This is a genomic window from Gammaproteobacteria bacterium (genome assembly GCA_013696315.1).
Lineage (GTDB): Bacteria > Pseudomonadota > Gammaproteobacteria > JACCYU01 > JACCYU01 > JACCYU01.
This window is the reverse complement of sequence record JACCYU010000261.1, coordinates 1-4631: the sequence shown is the minus strand read 5'-3', so window position 1 is coordinate 4631 and position 4631 is coordinate 1. Positions and strand designations below refer to the sequence as shown.

The following is a 4631-nucleotide window of genomic DNA, read 5'->3' as shown; positions in this document are numbered from 1 at the left end:
CTACACAGTCAGGTGCGCAAGAGCATTCGCAACAAAGGGCATTTCCCCAGCGATGAGGCCGCAGTTAAACTGATCTGGCTGGCGTTGCGCTACATCACCGCGAAGTGGAAGAATCCACCCATCGCCTGGCATGCGGCCAAGGCACAACTGGCGATTCAGTTCGAGGATCGATTCATTATCAGTGATTGATTAAACAAGCGGCTCACACACAGAATTTCTGACACCCTCCCGGCGCCGTGCGGTTCTTCAACACCGGCTTGCGCCGACTGAGCTCTTGGTTCCGACAGCTCACCACCTTTATCGTAACGCTCCTTAACCCAATAAAAGCTGTCGCGGCTGTACCCCATCACCCAACACGCCTGGCTAACTACTCAACGCTTGCTCACGGTATCACCTAGTTCGACGCCCCAAGAGTATCGTCACTGGTTACGGGTAACTCCGCGTTCAGGCAGCCAATCGCACAGGACTGCACATTCGGACGGTCACCTTCGGCGATCGTACCCAAGCTCACCGGGGCGAACGCGGACTGGTCGCATGTTCCCGCAGTTCACGCACTTCCCGATAGTTCTGCTCGACACCTTGATACTGGCGCTCGACGATCGCGTGAATTTCGGCTGGCAAGTCTGCGTCAAGCGCTTTACGGTAAGATTTCAGGGCTATATCCTCGCCGCGCTCGACTTCTTCCAGTATGGATTTATCGCTCTGCGCCGTAATCGTGGCTTTGAAATTCACCCAGCCGCGATGCATTCTGCCGGTCGTGCTGCTGCTGGTTTCGGGTTCTTCACCCAGTTGCTTCACCTGGTCCTGTAGTTCACGTACGCCATTGGCGCATCGTTGGGCACGCTCCTTCAGTTTCGACTTCAAGCCGGCATCGCTTACCTGCTCCGCACAATCCAGAAACCCCTGCTCACCGTCTTTGCAGGTTTCGATCAGATTGTTCAGCGTTGAAATAATCTCGGCGTTATTCATCAACGACTCCGGTTATTCATAGTTGTCGGGTTCACGCCATTAATGCTGGCAAATACTGTGCCGCATGCAATCATGAGTGTGTTGAGAGCATCAAATGCCGCGGCCCAGGTAGGGATTGATGCTGCTCCTTCTATCTTCGGCCATTGCAATATTCCTATATCGGGGTCTTTAGACGCGTGGAAGCCTTGTCCTTCTAATCCGCTGCCACGAGGATCTTCGGCCCGGCCCCTAATTACGCGGATGTTAATACGCCCGCGACATGTCGCATTAGGTGCCGATTAACGACGCTTTCTCTTCCTTTTCTTTGGTGACGATGGAGTCAGCAGGACACCACTCCAAAAGTCGACAATCTGCTTGGCGCTTGTCGTCATCATGGTCGCCGCATGGCGCTTGCCTTCAGCCGCGGCGCGGCTGCGGGCCGAGCCTGCTACTGCATTGGCACCACTCAACCACATGCTCATGTATGGGTTTTTCTTAATCCAAGGATTTTTCATCTGAATCCCTCGCTTTAGGTAAAGTTACCGTTGCACGCAACACCCATGCCTAAGGCGGCAGTTGTAGACACAAGAAGTTACTCCGTGGCGCTCAGGCTGTTGTCACTCCAATGCCTTATAACGTATCAAATGCCTCAGCGCGGCTCCGCGGTTTCCCGTGTCCTCGTAAAGGGCCGACAAGTTATAATGCGCGTCGGCAAGATTGGGATCTATCGCAAGTGCTTCTTGGTAGGATTCAATCGCCGCGTGTCGGCGACCGAGATCCTCTAGCACGCTACCGAGATTGAACGCGGCAGTAGCGTCCTCTGAATCTACTGAAAGGGCGTGGCGATAATGCGCCTCAGCGCCGGCCGCTTGCCCTTCTTCCTGCAACAGTCGGCCCACGTTGATGTGTGCGCTGCTGTGGTCAGGGTTAAGTTCTATCGCTCGCGCGTAAGCAAGCTTTGCGTCTTCTACGGCCCCAGCCCATTCAAAATCCAGCCCCATATCGAACCATTCATCGTCCGATGTATCCGGTTTCAGCGCCGCAGCTTGCGCGGCGCCACGGATCAGCGGTGCGACCTGGCTCGCCATGTCGCCAATCGAGAAATTCAACCTGGCTTGCCCCGTTATCGGGTCCCAGACCGCCTGCTGGTCCTGTACTAAAACATCGTCGTGTTCGATTACAATGCGCACCGCGCTCAACGGCGCCCCCTTCGGAAGCTGCGCTCTTAGCGTCCTCAACGTGCGATAGACCTTGCGAACGGGGATTGAGGCCGCACTAAGTTCCTCAGCTGTACGCAGCAAGATCAGATCCTGAAAGGAGAAGCGGTATTTGCCGCGGCGGTCTTTCGCCGCGGTGGTCAGCCCAGCGCGAGCGAATGATCTGATTCTGGAGCTGGGGAGATCGAGAAGCCGGGCAACGTCCCGGATGGTATACGCCGCCATTGCGAACGGATTCTACTTTCTGCCTGCGGATTTGCCTGTCGCTGCTGCCTTCTTCGTTACGCGCCTCGCAGGCTTGCGCTTCACACCCGCATCTCGCTTACCGGCCGCAAGGCTGGCCTTGAGGGCTTCCATCATGTCGATGATCTTGTGCTCGGGCTCTTCCGCGACCGTCACCGAGATGTCTTCGCCTTCAACCTTGCGCTGGATCAATTCGAGCATACGTTCGCGCACCTCGTCTTTGTACTTCTCGGGCTGAAACTCGTCCGATTTAGCCTGCTCGATAAGCTGTACAGCGAGCTTCAACTCGGCCTTGTTGACTGTCGCATCATCGATTTTCACCTCGGAGAACGGACGAATCTCGCTCGCGTAACGCAGTTGCTCCATAATCAGGCCGTCATCTTGCGGCCGCACCAGGACAAGGTATTGCTTGCCACGGGCCGCATAGCGCGCGAGCGCGACGCGACCGGTATCTCGTAGCGCCTGGGCAAGCAGGCGATACGCTCGGGTCCCACCCTTGTCCGGACCGAGATAGTACACGCGGTCCAGATAGATGCGGTCGACCTTGTCGGCGGGTACGAATTCTGCGATATCGATCGTTTGCGTGGCTTTCTGCTCAAGCGTCTCAAGTTCCTCATTGCTAAACAGGACATACTGGTCCTTAGTGAACTCGTAGCCTTTGACGATATCCTCTCTGGCTACCGGTTCACCCGTCTTGGCCGAGACTAATTGTTGCTTGACCCGAGCACCGTCTTTCTTGTTGATTTGATTAAAATGAATGTAGGTCGAGCTTTCGTAGGAAGTAAACAGTTTGACCGGAATTGAAACCAATCCGAATGAAATCGTCGCAGATGCAAGTGATCGCATAGCCATGACCAGCATCATATAACCGGGAATCACATGGCGGCAACTACCCGCGACCCGCTTGAGGCGTACCGCACAAAGCGCACGGCCGACCGCTCGCCGGAGCCATCTGGGCAAATCAGGCGAGCCACAGGGCATTTGTTTGTTGTCCAGCATCACGCCGCCCGACGGCTGCATTACGACTTCCGGCTCGAGTTAGGTGGCGTCCTCATGTCCTGGGCGGTGCCCAAGGGCCCTTCCCCAAACCCCGCCGACAAACGTCTCGCTGTGCACGTGGAAGATCATCCGCTGGAGTACGCAGCGTTTGAGGGCGTAATTCCAGAGGGGAACTACGGTGCCGGCGGCGTGATCGTATGGGATCGAGGTAACTGGTTGCCGATTGGCGACCCTGCTGAGGGGCTCGAAAAAGGCAAACTCTTGTTCGAACTGCGCGGCTACAAACTGCGGGGCAGATGGACACTGGTAAAGACACGCAAGAGCCCGCAAGACTGGCTGTTGATCAAGGAGACTGACAGCCATGTCCTCGACGGCGGCACCGAGGCCCTCTCGCCCGATTCGATCTTGTCCGGCCTCACCGCGCAACAAATCAAAGCGCGGCATGACCCTGCCAAACGCATCGTCGGCAGATTGAAACGCCTTAAGGTGCCCGCCAAAGCGGTCTCGTCAACACGGGCTAAGGTCATGCTGGCGCACCCCGGCAAGCCATTCACGAAGACTGGATGGATATTCGAAGTCAAGTTCGATGGATATCGACTGCTTGCCGGGCGCGCTAGTAGTGTTGTGACCCTGTACTCTCGTGCTGGCAACGATTTGACGGCGAAGTTTCCGGAGATCGCCGATGTCGTGGCCGCGTTACCGTTTAATCAACTGGTCATCGATGGCGAAGCGGTCGTGCACGACGAGGAGGGGAGGCCCAACTTCGGACGCCTGCAGAAACGGGGACGTCTGACGCGTCGTCAAGACATCGAACGGGCGACGGTTGATTTACCCGTCACCTTTTATGCGTTCGATGTCCTGGGTTTGGAAGGACACGACCTGCGAGCGCTGCCACTCATAAAAAGAAAGGAGCTTCTTCGAGGCATATTGCCCTCGGTCGGGCCGATACGTTACTCGGAGCACGTCAAGACGCATGGCGACGCGCTGTATCGTCAAGCACAGCACCTAAAGTTAGAAGGGATACTGGCAAAGAGGGCGGACGCCGCCTATCGAGCCGGCCGTTCACGCGACTGGATCAAGATCACTCTGGACAAGACTGACGACTTCGTCATCGTCGGGTACACGGATCCAAAAGGTACACAGCCGGAATTTGGAGCACTACTCCTCGCGCAGTACGAGAACGATACCCTCGTCTATGCAGGGCGAGCCGGGACGGGGTTTACC

6 protein-coding genes and 1 pseudogene are annotated in these 4631 nt (G+C 56.4%); 2 read left to right on the top strand and 5 right to left on the bottom strand.

Annotated features, from left to right (window positions below; all coding sequences use genetic code 11):
* A partial coding sequence (locus tag H0V34_14895; GenBank protein MBA2492909.1) for an IS256 family transposase occupies positions 1–189 on the top strand: 189 nt, incomplete at its 5' end.
* Between the two features lie 49 nt (positions 190–238).
* On the opposite strand, the pseudogene H0V34_14890 reads toward H0V34_14895, so the two are convergent.
* The 5 genes and pseudogenes from H0V34_14890 to H0V34_14870 all read right to left on the bottom strand — a co-directional run bounded on the left by H0V34_14890 (position 239) and on the right by H0V34_14870 (position 3260).
* Positions 239–347 (bottom strand): annotated as a pseudogene (locus H0V34_14890) (IS481 family transposase).
* Positions 348–507: 160 nt separating this feature from the next.
* The gene (locus H0V34_14885) at positions 508–969 is read right to left on the bottom strand and encodes a PA2169 family four-helix-bundle protein (GenBank protein ID MBA2492908.1); all 462 of its coding nucleotides are present in this window, start codon (positions 967–969) and stop codon (positions 508–510) included.
* A gap of 278 nt (positions 970–1247) precedes the next feature.
* The gene (locus H0V34_14880) at positions 1248–1463 is read right to left on the bottom strand and encodes a hypothetical protein (protein ID MBA2492907.1); all 216 of its coding nucleotides are present in this window, start codon (positions 1461–1463) and stop codon (positions 1248–1250) included.
* Between the two features lie 102 nt (positions 1464–1565).
* Positions 1566–2390: a tetratricopeptide repeat protein gene (locus H0V34_14875; protein MBA2492906.1), complete on the bottom strand. Its 825-nt coding sequence runs from the start codon at positions 2388–2390 to the stop codon at positions 1566–1568.
* A gap of 12 nt (positions 2391–2402) precedes the next feature.
* Positions 2403–3260 (bottom strand): Ku protein, encoded by an 858-nt coding sequence (locus H0V34_14870; GenBank protein ID MBA2492905.1) that lies wholly within the window; start codon positions 3258–3260, stop codon positions 2403–2405.
* Positions 3261–3287: 27 nt separating this feature from the next.
* Here H0V34_14870 and H0V34_14865 point away from each other — a divergent pair.
* Positions 3288–4631 (top strand): DNA ligase (locus H0V34_14865; protein ID MBA2492904.1); only part of this gene is annotated, 1344 nt, incomplete at its 3' end.